The sequence below is a fragment of the Qipengyuania sp. ABI-127-1 genome, assembly GCA_022953095.1.
In the GTDB taxonomy this organism is placed as follows: Bacteria; Pseudomonadota; Alphaproteobacteria; order Sphingomonadales; family Sphingomonadaceae; genus Qipengyuania.
Genome location: JALJCR010000002.1, coordinates 146,656 through 162,266, shown reverse-complemented (window position 1 = coordinate 162,266; position 15,611 = coordinate 146,656). Strand labels below are relative to the sequence as shown.

The 15,611-nt window shown below is 62.9% G+C and carries 16 protein-coding genes; 10 read left to right on the top strand and 6 right to left on the bottom strand.

The features are described 5' to 3' along the window. Nucleotides 1–26: 26 nt before the first annotated feature. From MUY37_RS10220 to MUY37_RS10210, 3 genes are read right to left on the bottom strand one after another with little or no spacing between them, the layout of a single operon-like run. Entirely contained in the window at nucleotides 27–722 is a 696-nt protein-coding gene (locus MUY37_RS10220) for an SPOR domain-containing protein (protein ID WP_499195272.1), read from the bottom strand. 2 nt (nucleotides 723–724) lie between these two features. Next, on the bottom strand, nucleotides 725–2,464 hold the full coding sequence (argS, locus tag MUY37_RS10215) for an arginine--tRNA ligase (protein ID WP_499195271.1): 1,740 nt from the start codon (nucleotides 2,462–2,464) through the stop codon (nucleotides 725–727). A 47-nt stretch (nucleotides 2,465–2,511) separates the two neighbouring features. Continuing rightward, on the bottom strand, nucleotides 2,512–3,165 hold the full coding sequence (locus tag MUY37_RS10210; RefSeq protein WP_499195270.1) for a hypothetical protein: 654 nt from the start codon (nucleotides 3,163–3,165) through the stop codon (nucleotides 2,512–2,514). A 97-nt stretch (nucleotides 3,166–3,262) separates the two neighbouring features. On the opposite strand from MUY37_RS10210, the gene ispH reads away from it, so the two are divergent. Genes ispH through rnhA form a run of 3 tightly spaced genes read left to right on the top strand, consistent with a single transcriptional unit; the run spans nucleotide 3,263 to nucleotide 5,644 of the window. After that, the gene (gene ispH / locus MUY37_RS10205) at nucleotides 3,263–4,246 is read left to right on the top strand and encodes a 4-hydroxy-3-methylbut-2-enyl diphosphate reductase (RefSeq protein WP_499195269.1); all 984 of its coding nucleotides are present in this window, start codon (nucleotides 3,263–3,265) and stop codon (nucleotides 4,244–4,246) included. Between the two features lies 1 nt (nucleotide 4,247). Continuing rightward, a complete protein-coding gene (gene thrB / locus MUY37_RS10200; protein WP_499195268.1) occupies nucleotides 4,248–5,204 on the top strand; it encodes a homoserine kinase in 957 nt (318 codons plus the stop codon). Then, the gene (gene rnhA / locus MUY37_RS10195; RefSeq protein ID WP_499195267.1) at nucleotides 5,201–5,644 is read left to right on the top strand and encodes a ribonuclease HI; all 444 of its coding nucleotides are present in this window, start codon (nucleotides 5,201–5,203) and stop codon (nucleotides 5,642–5,644) included. The genes thrB and rnhA overlap by 4 nt, the downstream gene beginning before the upstream one ends. Before the next feature lie 6 nt (nucleotides 5,645–5,650). Here the strand turns inward: rnhA and MUY37_RS10190 are convergent, their stop codons facing one another. From MUY37_RS10190 to MUY37_RS10180, 3 genes are read right to left on the bottom strand one after another with little or no spacing between them, the layout of a single operon-like run. Next, nucleotides 5,651–5,827, bottom strand: a complete 177-nt coding sequence (locus MUY37_RS10190; protein WP_115416152.1) for a YegP family protein — start codon at nucleotides 5,825–5,827, stop codon at nucleotides 5,651–5,653. A gap of 58 nt (nucleotides 5,828–5,885) precedes the next feature. Further along, nucleotides 5,886–6,983 carry an NAD(P)/FAD-dependent oxidoreductase gene (locus tag MUY37_RS10185; protein ID WP_499195266.1) on the bottom strand — a complete coding sequence of 366 codons (1,098 nt, stop codon included), beginning with the start codon at nucleotides 6,981–6,983 and terminating at the stop codon, nucleotides 5,886–5,888. Nucleotides 6,984–6,985: 2 nt separating this feature from the next. Then, complete coding sequence (locus MUY37_RS10180) at nucleotides 6,986–7,945, bottom strand: alpha/beta hydrolase (RefSeq protein ID WP_499195265.1); 960 nt, start codon at nucleotides 7,943–7,945, stop codon at nucleotides 6,986–6,988. 84 nt (nucleotides 7,946–8,029) lie between these two features. Between MUY37_RS10180 and MUY37_RS10175 the strand changes: the two genes are divergently transcribed. From MUY37_RS10175 to MUY37_RS10145, 7 genes are all read left to right on the top strand, one after another. After that, nucleotides 8,030–8,746 (top strand): A24 family peptidase, encoded by a 717-nt coding sequence (locus MUY37_RS10175; protein ID WP_499195264.1) that lies wholly within the window; start codon nucleotides 8,030–8,032, stop codon nucleotides 8,744–8,746. Between the two features lie 92 nt (nucleotides 8,747–8,838). Beyond that, nucleotides 8,839–9,942 (top strand): Flp pilus assembly protein CpaB, encoded by a 1,104-nt coding sequence (cpaB, locus tag MUY37_RS10170; protein ID WP_499195263.1) that lies wholly within the window; start codon nucleotides 8,839–8,841, stop codon nucleotides 9,940–9,942. Nucleotides 9,943–9,983: 41 nt separating this feature from the next. Next, on the top strand, nucleotides 9,984–11,570 hold the full coding sequence (locus tag MUY37_RS10165) for a type II and III secretion system protein family protein (RefSeq protein WP_499195262.1): 1,587 nt from the start codon (nucleotides 9,984–9,986) through the stop codon (nucleotides 11,568–11,570). Between the two features lie 13 nt (nucleotides 11,571–11,583). Beyond that, the gene (locus MUY37_RS10160) at nucleotides 11,584–12,231 is read left to right on the top strand and encodes a CpaD family pilus assembly protein (RefSeq protein WP_499195261.1); all 648 of its coding nucleotides are present in this window, start codon (nucleotides 11,584–11,586) and stop codon (nucleotides 12,229–12,231) included. A gap of 6 nt (nucleotides 12,232–12,237) precedes the next feature. Further along, nucleotides 12,238–13,527, top strand: coding sequence for a CpaE/TadZ family protein (locus MUY37_RS10155; protein WP_499195260.1), 1,290 nt, complete (start codon nucleotides 12,238–12,240; stop codon nucleotides 13,525–13,527). Between the two features lie 50 nt (nucleotides 13,528–13,577). Further along, nucleotides 13,578–14,549, top strand: a complete 972-nt coding sequence (locus MUY37_RS10150) for a type II secretion system F family protein (protein ID WP_499195259.1) — start codon at nucleotides 13,578–13,580, stop codon at nucleotides 14,547–14,549. Between the two features lie 20 nt (nucleotides 14,550–14,569). Next, complete coding sequence (locus tag MUY37_RS10145; RefSeq protein ID WP_236924967.1) at nucleotides 14,570–15,571, top strand: type II secretion system F family protein; 1,002 nt, start codon at nucleotides 14,570–14,572, stop codon at nucleotides 15,569–15,571. Nucleotides 15,572–15,611: the final 40 nt, after the last annotated feature.

The following is a 15,611-nucleotide window of genomic DNA, read 5'->3' as shown; positions in this document are numbered from 1 at the left end:
GTATGGCAAGTGTGGAAATTCAGCAGCTACTTGACGAAACAGGCGAGTCCGTCGGCCTTGAGCGCAGCGCATAGCCGGTTGGCGGAGGCGCGATCGCCAGCCAGCGCCTGCAGGCGATAGACGCGGCCGATATCGACCTGAGCCTCGACCACGCGGTGACGAATGCCGCTCAGCGCCTCGGTCTGCCGGGTCAGCCTGGCCCAGGCCGCCTCTGCATCTGCGCGGCGCGGATAGGCGCCCACCTGCACGGCGGTGCCGGGGGCAACCTGCGTGCGCGGGCCTTCGTTCACGGTGGAGGCAATCGAAGGGCCGGTAGTGGCATCCGGTTCTGGTTGCGGCGTCGCGACCGGTTCGGCCAGTTTTCCTTCGCGCGTCTGCCCCTCGCCCACGGCAAAGCTCGTGTCGCCCGTCCCGGCGAATGTTTTACCGCCCGGGTTTTCGGGCTTGGTCTTATAGGGTTCCTCCGGTGCGGCGATTACACTGCCATCGGCCGGGGGCTCGTCGGAGGCCTGGTTGGAGAAGAACCAGATGCCGCCTATGACCACGGCGAGCAGAGCCAGAGCGAGCACGCCCATGAGCCACAGGCGCGACATGTCGAAGCCCGCTGCGTCGTCCTCGTCCTCGCCCGCTTCAAGCCATGGCAGACTTTCGTCATCGGCAAGGTCCAGCTGGCCCTCGTCGTCCCAATCCTTGTCCGTATCGTAGGGCGTCGACGCCACCATGCTCACATCTCCTCGACCGCTTCGACCCCCAGGATCGCGAGGCCGTTGCGGATTACCTGCCCGACCTGCGTGGCCAGGAACAGCCTGGCAGCGGTCAGTTCGGGATCGCCCTCCTGGATGATCCGCTTCGACGGATCGTCATTACCCGCATTCCAGAAACTGTGAAAGGCGGCGGCGAGATCGCCGAGGAAAAAGGCGATGCGATGCGGTTCGCGGGCCTTGGCGGCGGATTCGACCACGCGCGGAAACTGCGAGGCTTCGCGCACCAGCGCGAGTTCGTCATCGCCGAGACGGTCGAGATGTGCATCGCTCGGCTCGACGCCTGCCTTGCGCAGGGTCGAATGGATGCGCGCATGCGCATACTGAAGGTAGAAGACCGGGTTGTCTTTCGAGGCTTCGACCACCTTGGCGAAGTCGAATTCCATCTGCGCGTCGGGCTTGCGGGTGAGCATGGTGAAACGGACCACGTCCTTGCCGACCTCGTTCACCACATCGGCCAGCGTGACGAACGTACCGGAACGCTTGGACATTTTGACCGGCTCGCCGTCGCGCAACAGCTTGACCATCTGCACCAGCTTGACGTCGAACGGCACGTCGCGTCCGGCGCCCTTGGTCAAGGCAGCCACCGCGGCCTTGATCCGCTTGACCGTGCCGGCATGGTCCGCGCCCCAGATATCGATCAGCGCATCGGCCTTTTCGGCCTTCTGGAAGTGATAGGCGAGGTCGGCGCCGAAATAGGTCCATGCGCCATTCGACTTCTTGATCGGCCGGTCCTGATCGTCGCCGAATTCGGTGGAGCGGAACAGTGGCAGCTCGACCGGCTCCCAATCCTCGGGCGGAGCCTTGCCCTTGGGCGCTTCGAGCACGCCGTCATAGACAAAGCCGTGTTCGCGCAGCCAGGCTTCCGCTGCCTCGGGCTTCTTCGCCGCCTGCAATTCGGCTTCGGAAGAAAACAGGTCGTGATGGATGCCCAGCAGCGACAGATCCTCGCGGATCATTTCCATCATCGCCGCAACCGAGCGCTGGCGGAACAGCTCCAGCCACTCGCTTTCGGGCGCGTCCTGATAGGCTGGTCCGAATTCCTGCGCGAGCCGCTCACCGACGGGCTTCAGATAGTCGCCGGGGTAGAGCCCCTCGGGAATTTCGCCGATGTCGTCGCCCAAAGCCTCGCGATAGCGAAGGTGCGCGGATCGGGCGAGCACATCCACCTGACCGCCTGCATCGTTTACGTAATATTCGCGCGTGACACGGTGCCCGGCCCATTCAAGCAAGCCGGACAGGGCATCGCCCACCACCGCGCCGCGGCAATGGCCCATATGCATCGGGCCGGTCGGATTGGCCGAGACATATTCGACATTGACCACCCGGCCCTTGCCCATGTCGGACCGGCCGTACTCCTTGGCGAGATGCGCTATGGCGAGCAGTTCGCGGCGCCATGCTTCGGGCGACAGCCGCAGGTTGATGAAACCCGGACCGGCGATGGTCGCCTCGGCGATGTCGGGTTCGCGCTCGAGATGCTCGACGATCTTCTCGGCTAGCGCGCGCGGATTGGTCTTCGCCTGTTTGGCGAGGACCATCGCCGCATTGGTCGCCAGATCGCCATGCGCGGGGTCGCGCGGGGGCTCGACCGTCACATTGGCGCGCGATGTGTCGGCGGGCAGGACGCCCTCCATTTCGAGAGCGTTCAATACCGCGTCGATGCGAGCCACGAAGGCCGCGTAAAGTGTCTGCATGTCAGCCATGGCGCGCGCCTAGACTATCGGCGCGAAATGGCAAGATGCGAGCGCGCCTACCGTGTGGCGTTGTAGCGAAGCTGGTCTTCGGTCAGTTGAAACCCGATCAGCAATTCGAAGGTGGCCCGCTGCACCGCTGCGCGCACGGCCGGATCGGCCAGCGGATCGAGTGCAGCGTCGGGATCGCCGGCCTTGCGCTTGCGGGTGATCTGTTCGCGAATATCGGCCGGAAGCGTTGCGGCACCGCGATCGACATAGGCCCCGGCAGTGCCCCGCGCCTGAGTGCGTTCCTGCCCGTCGGCGAATTGCAGAGTGACGCTTCCGACACGCTTCGTCACCACGGCCGATCCGCCGCGGACCACTGTCGAAAAATAGGGCAAAGTGACCGTGCGGCTGCCGCGCGTATCGGCACGACGCGCAACCACATCGAACGTCGCTTCGGTATACACCCGGTCGCCCGTTTCTTCGTTGCAGCTCGAACGAAGATTGGTGATCGCTGCAGTTACGTCGAGGTCTGCGATCGTGGTCGCACCCGGTGCGCGAAACGTCGTGATATCGCCAGTGTAATCGGGAATTCCAACGGCTGGGCAAGTCGTCCGGACTGCGGAAATGCCGACGCCCTGATCGACGACCAGTTCACCTTCCCTTGCGCAACCGGCCAACGCCAGGCCAAGGGCAAGCGCGGGAAGAAGGCGAGTACGGATGGTCATGCGGCTAATTTCCCTTTTACGGTCATTCGAATTCATAGCCCCTGGAGGCTGCGGCTTGCCCTAGCTTGGCCCGCGCGAAAGCGCTAGAGGGCGACACATGAATGCCCCCTTTCCATCCACGCCTGCCGTTTCCGATGGCGACCCGCGCCTCCCGCTCAAACTGCTGATCGCTGCGCCCCGCGGCTTTTGCGCCGGTGTCGATCGGGCGATCGAAATCGTCGAGCGGGCGCTGCAAAAATATGGTGCCCCGGTCTATGTCCGGCACGAGATCGTGCACAATCGCTACGTCGTCGACAGCCTGAAGGCCAAAGGCGCCATTTTTGTCGAGGAACTGGACGAGGTGCCCGACGATGCGCCGGTCGTGTTCAGCGCGCATGGTGTTCCCAAGACCGTCCCGGCGGAGGCCGAACGGCGCAAGATGCTCTATGTCGATGCCACCTGCCCACTGGTGAGCAAGGTCCACCGCCAGGCCGAACGCCAGATCGAAAAGGGGCAGCACATCCTGTTCATCGGCCATGTCGGCCATCCGGAAGTCATTGGAACGATGGGGCAGGTTCCCGAGGGCCGGATCACTCTGGTCGAAACCGTCGAGGATGTCGCGAAACTCGAATTCTCGCCTGACGATGCGCTGTCTTATCTCTCGCAAACCACGCTGTCTGTCGATGATACGCGCGATATCATCCGCGCCCTGGAAGAACGTTTCCCGCAGATTGTCGCTCCCAAGGCGGAGGACATCTGCTACGCCACCAGCAACCGGCAGGCCGCTGTCAAGCAGATCGCGGCGAGCTGCGATCTGGTGCTGGTCATCGGTGCGCCCAATTCCTCGAACTCGCTCCGGCTCGTCGAAGTCGCCGATCGGATGGGCACCAATGCGAGACTCATCCAGCGCGCCGACGAAATCGATCCGAGCTGGCTCGAAGGCGTCGGCACCGTGGGCCTCACTGCCGGGGCATCGGCTCCGGAAAAGCTGGTGCGCGAGGTCGTCGATCGTTTGTCCGACTGGCGGCTGGTCGACGAGGAAGTAATTACCACGGCCGAAGAGAACATGATCTTCAAGCTCCCTCGCCAACTCACCGAATAACGTGGCCGTCTATACCCACCTCGGTGCGGAGGAGCTCGCGCGGCTCATCGCGCATTACGATGTCGGCGATCTGGTTTCCGCCAAGGGCATCGCGGAAGGCGTGTCGAATTCGAACTGGCTGGTGGAAACGAGCGAGGGGCGCTTCATCCTCACCATGTACGAACGGCGGATCGATACGGCGGATCTGCCTTTCTTCCTGGGTCTGCTCGATCACCTCTCGGAAGCCGGCTGCCCGGTGCCGCGCACGATTCACGATACTGCAGGCGATGCCTGGCGCATGGTCGATGGTAAGGCCGTGGCCCTCATCGAATTTCTGCCAGGCGTTTCGCCGACCAGCCCGGAACCTGGGCAAGCCCGCGCGGTAGGAAGCGCGTTGGCACGGGCGCATCTGGCAGCCCGTGATTTTCCCATGGCGAGAGTCAACGATCTCGCTACCGTCGATATGCTCGCCATCTTGCGGCAATGCGGAACAGCCGCCCTGCACGGTATCGATACGGAGCTTCCCGCCATTCTTGAGATCGGCGCGGGCATTTTGCGTAAGTGGCCCGAGGAATTGCCGGAATCGATCATCCATTCCGATCTTTTCCCGGACAATGTGCTGATGCTCGGCGAGCGAGTTACCGGAATGATCGACTTCTATTTCGCCTGCACCGGCGCCATGGCCTACGATCTGGCAGTGACCCATGCGGCCTGGTGCTTCGACGCCTGCGGAGAGCAGTTCGACGAGCGGCTCGGGCGCGCGCTTGTCGAAGGCTATGAAGAAACCCGTCCGCTGACCGATAGCGAACGATCCGCCCTGCCCTTATTGGCCGAAGGAGCCTGCCTGCGGTTCATCGCCAGCCGTGCGCAGGATTGGCTCGACACGCCCGAGGATGCCCTGGTTCAGCGAAAGAACCCGATGGATTTCATGCGGCGGCTGGAATTCTATCGCGCGGCAGGTCAGAGCGCTTTCGCATGAAGAAAGTCGAAATTTTCACCGATGGCGCCTGCAAGGGAAACCCCGGTCCGGGTGGCTGGGGCGCGCTGCTGCGAATGGGGCCGCATGAGAAGGAAATCAGCGGCGGCGAAGCCGAAACCACCAACAACCGAATGGAAATGACTGCTGCGATCAAGGCGTTGGGCGCATTGATCGAGCCCTGCCAAGTCGATCTCTACACCGATAGCAAATATCTGATCGACGGGATCACCAAGTGGGTCCACGGGTGGAAGAAACGCGGTTGGGTGAATGCCAGCCGCAAACCGGTCCGCAATGCGGAACTGTGGCACGACCTGATCGAATTGACCGAACGGCACAACGTCGAATGGCACTGGGTCAAAGGCCATTCGGGCCATGAAGAAAATGACCGCGTGGACCGCCTCGCCAGCGACGAGGCGGACCGTATCGCGTGCGAGGGCTAGCCTCGCCTAGCTGTTGTCGACGACTTCGGCCCCGGGGCCGTTCTTCTTGATCGAATCGATGGCATTCTGCGCACTCGCCTTCGACGAATACCCTTCGGTCGAGAACATCACTTCGGCGTTGTATTTGAAGCGCACGCGGAATTCTCCCGCCTTGTCCTTGTAGATTTCGAAATGGTGGCTCATCGGTCGTCGCTCCTTCTCTACGGGGTTTTCACCACCCTAGCGCGTATCGCACCATTGGCTAGACAAAGCGGGCTGGGGAGTAGAGGTCCGCATCGAGGTGTTCGGTCATCGCATCGCGCTCTTCGTCCAGCAAAAGCTGCCGGGCGAGCCGCGCCGCCGCAGGGGCCGTCTGGATACCGAACCCGCCCTGCCCGGCGAACCAGGCGAAACCGGCGGCCTCAGGATCGTAGCCATAGACTGGGCGCCGATCCGCCGCGAAGCTGCGCAGGCCCGCCCATTTGTGCTCTACCGCCTTCACCTTCCAGTCGACGACCTCTTCGAGTCGCGCGATCGCTTCGGCAACTGCCAGTTCCTCCGGCGCCGCGTCGCATGGCTCGCTCGGCTCCTCATCGTGCGGGCTGAGCCATAGGCGCCCCGATTCGGGCTTGAAATAGAAGCGCCCGCGAATGTCGAGCACCAGAGGAATATCCTCGTCAACCGGCGGATCTACCCGTACCTGCGCGACCGTCCTCCGGTAGGGCACGATGCCAGCAGGCTTCGTGCCGGCAATCCTTGCCAATTCGTCGGCCCACGCGCCTGCCGCATTCACCACGACTGCGGCGCGGAAGGTTTCGCCACCTGCGACAGCGATGGTCCATTCCCCCTGGCCGCGATCGAGATCGACGACACGGGCTCTGCACTCGAGCCGGGTATCGCCCTCGCGCGCCAAGGCCAGATAGTGCGAGTGCAAGGCGGCCACGTCGATATCCGCGCATAGCGGTTCCCAAATCGCATCGGACCAGACGCGCCGGACTCCGGGCACTTTCTTCTGGATTTCCGCGCGGCCCATGTGCTGGATCGAGGCTCCGGTCGGGACGAAACGTCGCATGAATTGCGTCACCCGCTCCTCGTCTCCCTCCCTGGCGATATACAGGGCACCGCGCTGGCGCAGAAAGCCATTGTCACGCAAAAAAGGCCCCGAAGCGAGCGTCAGCGGCACGATCTCAGGCCCGCCGTAACACTCTTCCCAGAACGCCGCCGAGCGCCCCGTTGCATGATAGCCCGGGCGCTCTTCCCCCTCCAGCAGAAGCACATGGGCACCGCCTGCGGACAATTCGGCGGCGAGGCTGGCCCCCGCGATCCCGGCGCCAACAATGGCAAAATCGTAGACGGTCATGGTCATTTCCGCGGGGCCACGCGATCGAGGAATTCGTCGATACCCGCCAGCGCGCGCTCACGCACGGGATCGACTTCGCGAAGGATTTCGTGATGCGCCTCTTCCCCGAACTCGATCAGTTCACCGCCTGGCAGGCGCCGCGCCGCGCGGACGGCCGCAGCATGATCGACCAGCCTGTCCGCCGATGTGCTGATTATAAGGACGGGAACCCGGACGGCCTCCATCGCCCCCGCCTCGCCCAATCGGCGGGCCGAAGCGTAGGCCCGCTCCACCCAGCCCCAGCTTCCCGGCCCCATCACCAGCTCGGGCCGTTTTTCGCGCCACCACAGCTCGTCCGCATAGCGATCGGCATCGTGAGTGAGCAGGTCGCGGCGGCGGGCGGGCATTTCGCCGGGCTTTTCACTCCATTTCCATGCGGGTCGTGTCGGCTTGCCGATCCGGGACATCACTCGCGCGACACCATGAAGCACAGCCAGGGGTAGGGGCGGCCCCGCCATGCCGATCATCGGCGCGCTCAGAACCACCGCTTCGGGATCGACGAGACCATCGACCAGTGCGCGCATTACCACATGCGCACCCATCGAATGGGCAACGAGGATATGCGGCCCAGGTGTTTTCGCTTTCCACGCCTTCCACAGACAGGCAAGGTCTTCGCTCCAGGTCGCGAAATCGTCGATATGGCCGGTAACAGCATCGCCGCCCAGCCTGCCGGAGCCCGCCTGACCTCGCCAGTCGGCCGCCGTGACACGCCAGCCTGCGCGATGCCAGTAATCGAGCGTTTCGAGGTACTTCTCGTAAAAATCGCCCCGTCCCGGGAGGAACAGCAACGAACCGCGCCGGCCTTCGTCTACCCCCGGCCAGTCGATCCGCCTGATGGCGTGCCCATCGGCCAGCGTGAAGGTCGATTCTCTTGCCGGAGATGGAATAACGCGGCGGTCGATTGTCTGGTGTGACGCTGACATGCCGGTGATCACGACCTCCTCAATGGTTACTTTTTGGTAAGCACGCTCCTGTAGCACCCCCGTCAAGGAAGCGTCGGGGGCGTCATGCAAAACCAGATTTTCACCTACGTATTGCTTGCCGGGTTGGCAATCGCACTCCTCTGGGTAATCGTCACCGACCTCAAGAGCCGCACGATCAGCAACAGGCTGACGATGACGGTGGCACTCGGCGCGCCGCTATACTGGCTGTCAATCGGGCTGCCGCTATGGCCCGGGATTGCGTTTCAACTGGGGTTGGCAGCCACAGTTTTCGCAGTCTGTTGCGTACTCTTCGCCATCCGCCAGATGGGGGGTGGAGACGTAAAGCTGCTCACGGCCCTTTCCTTGTGGATACCGCCTTCGCAATTCACCTTCTTGCTGGTGGCCATGGCGATGCTGGGGTGGGTGCTGACCATGGCCGTCGGCGCCTGGCGGGTGGCCCATTCCAATGCCTTCAAGACCAGCCCTGCGCGCGATTCCGCGATGTTGGTTCTGGGCACCTTGATTGCCGTGCTCTTCGCCAGCGCCGTGCTCGGTGGGCCTACGCTGCCCGTGCCGGAAGGTTTGGTCGAAACGACTTCTTCGAGCCCCCTTGCCGCCATCGCTGTGATACTCGCTCCCTTCGCCATCTTGCTCGTGGTCACCCTTGGGTCGATCCGCATCATTCGGCGGCACGAGCGCGATCTCTGGGTTCCCTACGGCCCGGCTATTTCGCTCGCCGGTATCTGGATCGTCGCCAGCGGGCAGTTGCTGGCCGCCCACCCGGCCGTAACCGGCAGCTGAGAACGCGATTTTAACCAATTCCGCCCTACAGCACGAACCCATACTTGCCCGCACCGGGATTCCGCGGGCCGAACGAGAGAGGCTAGACAGCCATGGATAGGAAGAAACTGGTTCTGCTGGTCGCCGCACTGATCGTTGCAGTGGGTACGGCGCTCATCGCGCGGAGCATGTTTGCCGGTGCGAGCGCACCTCAGGCCGAAGCCGCCCAGGTCGAAGCGCGCGGTCCCAAGGTCCTCGTCGCGCAGCGGGCGCTGCCTGTGGGAACGATCATAACGGCCGACGCGATCGGGTACCAGCTCTGGCCCGAAGAACTGGTTCAGGACGCCTACTTCCTCGATGGCGAGGCCGATATGAACAAGCTTCTCGGTACTGTCGTTCGTCACCCGATAACCGCCGGCGAACCGGTCACGCAGGGTTCGCTCGTCGCGCCGGGTGATCGCGGCTTCCTCGCCGCCGCCCTCGCTCCGGGCATGCGGGCCATTACCGTTCCCGTCACCGCTCAGTCGGGTGTGGCCGGGTTCGTCTTTCCCGGCGACCGTGTCGACATGGTGCTGACCCAGGAAGTGGGAGGCAATGACGGCGCAAGCCTGAACGCGTCGGAAACCATTCTGCGTAACCTTCGCGTCCTGGCCACGGACCAGTCGACCGTTTCGGAACAGGCTGAAGACGGTTCGACGGTGGTGAAGGAATTCCGCACCGTCACGCTCGAGGTCACGCCTGTCATAGCCGAAAAGATCGCAGTGGCGCAGACGATCGGCACGCTTAGCCTGTCGTTGCGCTCGCTGGCCGATAACCAGACCGAGCTCGAGCGCGCGATCGCTGCCGGCGACATCGCTATTCCCGACGATGCGACTCCCGAAGAGGAGGAACGCATCCTGCGTCAGGCCATGGCGCGTCCCGACGATGGGAAAAGCACCTATGTGACCGGCGGCGACGTCTCGCGTTTTCAGCGTCGCACGGTGCCGCCGCAGGGCGCGGTAGCGGGTCCGCCGCCGCCCCAATCAGCCGGGGAACCGAGCATGCCCGTCCGCCAGGGGCCGAGCGTGCGCGTCACCCGCGGCAAGGAAACGGAACGCGTCCCGGTCGGCGCCGCCAAGATCAGCGCCGTGACCGGCGTCATCAAGGACGGGCAGGCCGATGGAACCTCGCTGCCAGCCGCGATCGGGCCGGTAGCGCAGCCGGTTGCCGTCGCATGAGCAGGAAAGAAAAAACGGGTAGCCAATCAGGGGGCACATCCATGAAACGTCGACTTACCACGAAATTGCTGGTCGCCAGCCTGGCCATCGCGCCACTGGCCAGCGCGCCGACGAGCGTCGCGACAGCCCAGTCGATCGTGAGCCCGAGCTCGGAAATCGTGCTTTCGATCGGTCGCGGCGAATTGGTCAACGTACCCGGTGCCATGGCCGATGTCTTCATCGCCAACGATCAGATCGCCGACGTTCAGGTGAAATCCCAACGTCAGCTCTACGTCTTCGGCAAGGCGGGCGGCGAAACCACGATCTACGCCAGCAACCGGGCCGGAGACATCATCTGGTCGGCCAATATCCGCGTCGGTTCTAACATCGGCAGCATCGATCAGCTTCTCGCGCTGGCCATGCCCCAGGCGAAGATATCGGTCGCCACCATGGGCTCCAACGTCATTCTCCTCACCGGAACCGTTGCCGGCCCCGAGGATGCGGAAGAAGCGCAGCGCCTGGTGGAAGCCTTTGTCGGGGACGATGCGAATGTCATCAGCCGTCTGCGCATGGCCACCCCGCTGCAAGTGAACCTGCAGGTTCGCATCGCCGAGGTAAGCCGCAGCTTCGTGCGGGCACTCGGCGTCAACCTGACCAGCATCGACAGCAGCAGCGGGTTCAAGTTCGGCATCGGCCAGGGAAGGCAGGGCGCGATTCCCGAATTCAACCCCGGAAGGGCGCTGGGAACCGGTTCGAAAACCGTCGAAAGGGTCTTCAATCCCGTGACCGGAGAGATCGAGGAACTGCCCGGTTCCACCGTCAGCCCGATTTCGCCGGGCACTACTTTGGGGGCATTCGGCAAGTTTCTTGGTCTCGACATCGGCGCCGCGCTCGATCTGGCAGAAACCGAAGGGCTCGTGACCACGCTTTCGCAGCCCAATCTTACCGCGCTTTCGGGCGAAACGGCCGAATTCCTGGCCGGTGGCGAATTCCCGATCCCGCTGAGTCAGGGGCTTGGCACAACCTCGATCGAATATAAGAAATATGGCGTAAGTCTGGCCTATTCGCCGACCGTGCTTTCGAACGGTCGTATATCGATGCGCGTGCGTCCGGAAGTGTCGGAATTGTCCAGCCAGGGCGCGATCACGCTGGAAGGTTTCCAGGTGCCCGCATTGGTGACCCGCCGCGCGGAAACCACTGTCGAGCTGGGCTCGGGCCAGAGCTTCATGATCGCCGGCCTGTTGTCGAACAACGCAACCAATACGATCGACAAGGCTCCGGGCCTCGGCGATGTTCCGATCCTCGGCAACCTGTTCCGATCGACCACTTACCGCAAGGGCGAAACCGAACTGGTGATCGTCGTGACGCCCTATCTGGTGAAACCGATCGACGGAAACGACATCAAGCTGCCGACCGACGGTTTCCGCAAGCCGACCGAATTCCAGCGCCTGCTCGGCTTCCAGCAAAGTGACGGCGTGACCGGCGGCGACCGTCCGAAACCACGAGCCATTCAGTCGCAGCCTGCCGCCCCTGCTATTTCGCAGGGAGCGCCGGTCGACGGTGGCGACCAGCAAGCATCAGACGGGAAAACCGAAGCGCGTCGCAACGAGCGGACCGCCTCGGCCAAGCCCGGTTTCAGTTTCGAATAAGGGGACGCGTAAAATGGCTATCGCATTCTATCGCAAGCTCGCCGGTACGCTGGCCGCCTCGCTCGGCCTCGCACTGAGTGCATGCGGCGGTTTCCCGACCGAAAACCGTTCACTTTACAGCGCGCGTCAGCCCGTTGTCGAACGGACCAGCTTCACACTCGACATACGCACTGCGGGCGATGGCCTGCCCGTCGGCGAGCAGCGCCGTGTCGCGGGCTGGTTCGACGCCATGGAACTGGGCTATGGTGATCGCATCTCGCTCGACGATCCGACCGCCAATCCGGCCGTGAGAGAGGATCTCGCCGCTCTCGCCGGGCGGCATGGCCTGCTGGTCAGCGAGAGTTCCCCGGTCACGCCCGACTACATCGATCCGGGTGAGGCGCGCATCGTCATAACCCGTTCGACAGCGAGTGTTCCCGGGTGTCCCGACTGGTCGGCCAACAACGAAGCCAACGAATATAACGCTACCTACCCAGGTTACGGCTGCGCGGTGAACGGCAATCTCGCTGCGATGGTCGCCAACCCGGAAGATCTCATTTCGGGGCAAAAGGGCTCGGGCGAAACCGTGGTCACCACTTCGACCAAGGCGATCGAGGCCTATCGCGAAAAGGCTCCGACCGGCGCGGGCGGTCTGTCGCAAGTAAGCAGCAAGGGAGATTAAGCAGCCATGAGCGCTTCACTCAAATCCGGCATGGCGGGCAACCGCGACGCCTTTGCGGCCTATATCTGCGACGAGAATGCTCTCGATGTACTGCGTCCGGTGGTGATCGAACTCGGCTGGCAGCCCGAGAAATGCAATAAGGGCGGATTACGCAACGCGATCCAGTCGCTATCGGTTTCGGCCAGCCCCAACATCTTGATGGTGGACCTTTCCGAAAGCGGCGACCCGCTGAACGACATCAACGCGCTGGCCGAAGTCTGCGAACCGGGCACGGTGGTGATCGCCATCGGCCAGGTCAACGATGTGCGCCTGTATCGCGACCTGCTCGCAAGCGGAATCCACGATTACCTGCTCAAGCCGTTATCGGCCAATATGCTGCGCGATTCGCTCAATCAGGCGCAGGCTGTTTTTCTCGCTCCGCGCGCCGGCGAAGCCGAGGGAGTCAAACGTCATATGTCGACTGCCGTTATCGGCACGCGGGGCGGCGTTGGCGCGTCCACGCTCGCTACGTCTCTCGCCTGGCTCTTCGCCACCGAGAAACACATGCCGACCGCCCTGCTCGATCTCGATGTGCATTTCGGCACCGGCGCTCTGGCGCTCGATCTCGAACCCGGTCGCGGGCTGACCGACGCGATCGACAATCCGAGCCGGATCGACGGGCTGTTCATCGAACGCGCGATGATACGCGCGAGCGACAATCTCGCGATCCTTTCGGCAGAAGCGCCGATCAATCATCCGCTGATGACCGACGGTTCGGCTTTCCTGCAGTTGCAGGAAGAGTTCAGGCATTCATTCGAAATGACCGTGCTCGACATGCCGCGCAATATGATGATCAATTTCCCTCACCTGCTCAACGATATAAACGTCGTCGTGCTCGCCACCGAAATGTCGCTGGCCTCGGCCCGCGATACGATCCGCATCCTTTCGTGGCTCAAGACGAATGCGCCGCATTCGCATGTCGTGATCGCAGCCAACAAGGTTCAGCCGGGGGCCGCCGAAATCAGCAAGGCTGACTTCGAAGCCTCGATCGAGCGCAAGATCGATGTGACGATCCCCTACGATCAGAAGGCTGCGGCCAATGCCGCCAAGCTCGGCAAGACTTTCGTCGATGCCAATAGCGGAGCCAAGGCGACGGGGGCGATCAAGCAGCTTTGTGCCCGCGTCATCGGTATCGGCACCGAAGAGGCCGATGCGACCGAGGAGGCCGGCGCGAAGAAATCGCTGCTCGGCGGTTTCGATTTCAAGAATCTGCTCGCGAAGAAAAAGGACGCACCGGCCGCCCAGCCTGTGGAATGACCGCACCCGGGGCGCGCTTCGGGTAGCTTGCAAATGGACGGAGACTACGCATGAATATCATCCAGCCGGTGCTTGTGGCCGTCGGGGTCCTCGCCTTGCTGGCGATAGGATACGCCATGCTCTCCGGCCCCAATGCGGCCAAGGCGAGCCAGCGGCGGCTGGAGCAGCTTCGCTATCGCCATTCGGAAAGCACCGACGCCAAGGTCGAATCCCAGCTCAAAAAGGCCATTGCCGCGCGCAAGCCGAAAATGCAGCGAGTCGCCGGATCGACCTCGCGGATCGAGGCGCTGGCCAATCGGCTCGACCGAACCGGAAAGGGGTGGACGCTCAGTCAATATGCCTATGGATCGCTCGGGCTGGGCATCGCCGTGACGCTGCTCATGTTCCTGCGCAGCGGATCGCCGGGCCTGTCCCTTGCCATCGGCGTACTGGTGGGGGCGGGATTACCGCATTTCATCGTCGGGCATACGATCAAGAAGCGCACCAACAATTTCAACGCGAAGTTCCCCGATGCCATCGAACTGCTCGTGCGTGGCCTGCGCTCTGGCCTTCCGGTGACCGAGACCCTGGCGGTCGTCGCGCAGGAGGTCCCCGGCCCTGTCGGCGAGGAGTTCAAGGGCGTCGTCGAGCGCATCAAGATCGGTCGCACGATGGAGGATGCCCTTCAGGAAACGGCGGACAGGCTCGGTATTCCGGAATTCAACTTCTTCTGCATCACCCTCGCCATCCAGCGCGAAACCGGCGGTAACCTCGCCGAAACCCTGTCCAATCTTTCTGACGTGCTGCGCAAGCGGGCGCAGATGAAACTCAAGATCAGGGCCATGAGCTCGGAATCGAAGGCTTCCGCCTATATCGTCGGCGCCCTGCCCTTCATCGTGTTCGGGCTGATCTGGTGGATCAACCCGACATATATCGGCGGCTTCTTCGAGGATGATCGTCTGATCGTAACCGGCCTCGGCGGCCTCGTGTGGATGAGCATTGGCGCTTTCATCATGGCCAAGATGGTCAGCTTCGAGATCTGAGCTGGGGAAGGACTAGATTTATGGACGCTGCAACCGGCCCCACCCTTCTCGGCTTCGATGTCTATCTGGTCGGCTCTATCCTCATCGGGATCGCGGCCGCCGCCATGGTGTTCGCGATCTACACCGCGGTCACCATCAAGGACCCGATGAGCAAGCGCGTCAAAGCGCTCGAAGGTCGCCGGGAAGAACTCAAGATGGGCCTTGTCACCTCCTCTGCCAAGAAGCGGCAGAGCCTGGTTCGCAAGACCGACACGACCGAGAAGATCAAAGACACGCTCGGCAAGATGAAAGTGTTGCAGGAGAGCCAGGTAGAGGGCGTTCAGCAAAAGCTGGCCCATGCAGGCATCCGCAACAAGGAACTGGCGATCGTTATCATCGGCCTGCGCGCCGTTCTGCCGGTGTTGCTGGGCGGCCTCGTATTCGTATCCGTCTTCTTGCTCGATACCTTTCCCGAATGGGGTCCGATGAAGCGCAACGGCGCGCTGATGCTGGCCGTGTTTCTCGGATATAAGGGTCCGGAAATCTACCTCAGCAATCTGGCGTCCAAACGTTCGGACGCGATCCGGAAGGGTCTTCCGGATGCGCTCGACCTGCTGGTCATCTGCGCGGAAGCGGGTCTGACCGTCGATGCTGCCTTCAACCGGGTGGCGAAGGAACTGGGCCGCGCCTATCCGGAACTGGGCGAAGAGTTCGCGCTCACCGCTATCGAACTGTCCTTCCTCAACGAACGGAAGAAAGCCTTCGACAACCTCGCCTACCGCGTCGATCTGGAGGCGGTGAAGGGCGTCGTCACCACAATGGTCCAGACCGAACGCTATGGTACCCCGCTAGCTTCGGCATTGCGCGTCCTTTCGGCCGAGTTCCGTAACGAGCGTATGATGCGCGCCGAGGAAAAGGCCGCGCGCCTGCCGGCCATCATGACCGTGCCGCTGATCATGTTCATCCTGCCGGTCCTGTTCATCGTCATTCTCGGACCGGCGGCCTGTTCGATCGCCGACGCCTTCAGCGGCGGCATCGGGTAACCCACTTCTCCTGCGCCAGTCGCACAGGAAGCCTGGCCGA